The organism is Roseovarius salis (assembly GCF_044472985.1).
Classification (GTDB): domain Bacteria; phylum Pseudomonadota; class Alphaproteobacteria; order Rhodobacterales; family Rhodobacteraceae; genus Roseovarius; species Roseovarius salis.
Genome location: NZ_JBISDG010000115.1, coordinates 1 through 286, shown reverse-complemented (window position 1 = coordinate 286; position 286 = coordinate 1). Strand labels below are relative to the sequence as shown.

The following is a 286-nucleotide window of genomic DNA, read 5'->3' as shown; positions in this document are numbered from 1 at the left end:
GATGCCGATGGAAGGGTATGAGTGCAGACGGAGCGCAGAATAGACGCGATCAGTTTTCACGCGCCTTGGCGAGCCAATCCTCGACCTAGCCCCGGGACTCGCGCAAACTCGCGCACGTTATGCGTGACAAGCACCAGACGCCGCGCGCGCCTGCCCTGCGATCAACGCATCGTACGGACCGATCGGGGCGCCGGCCGCAGTGAGGTGCGCACGAATCGCGCCGGCATGCTGGGCATCTTCCGCATCGAACGACACCACCTCGAACTGAAGTGCCTCGACACGTGCC

Annotated in this window: 1 protein-coding gene; it reads right to left on the bottom strand. The window is 64.3% G+C overall.

What is annotated here, in order from left to right:
- Positions 1-117: 117 nt before the first annotated feature.
- Positions 118-286: PIN domain-containing protein (locus tag ACH13J_RS18430; RefSeq protein ID WP_397544798.1), on the bottom strand; the 169-nt coding region annotated here is incomplete at its 5' end.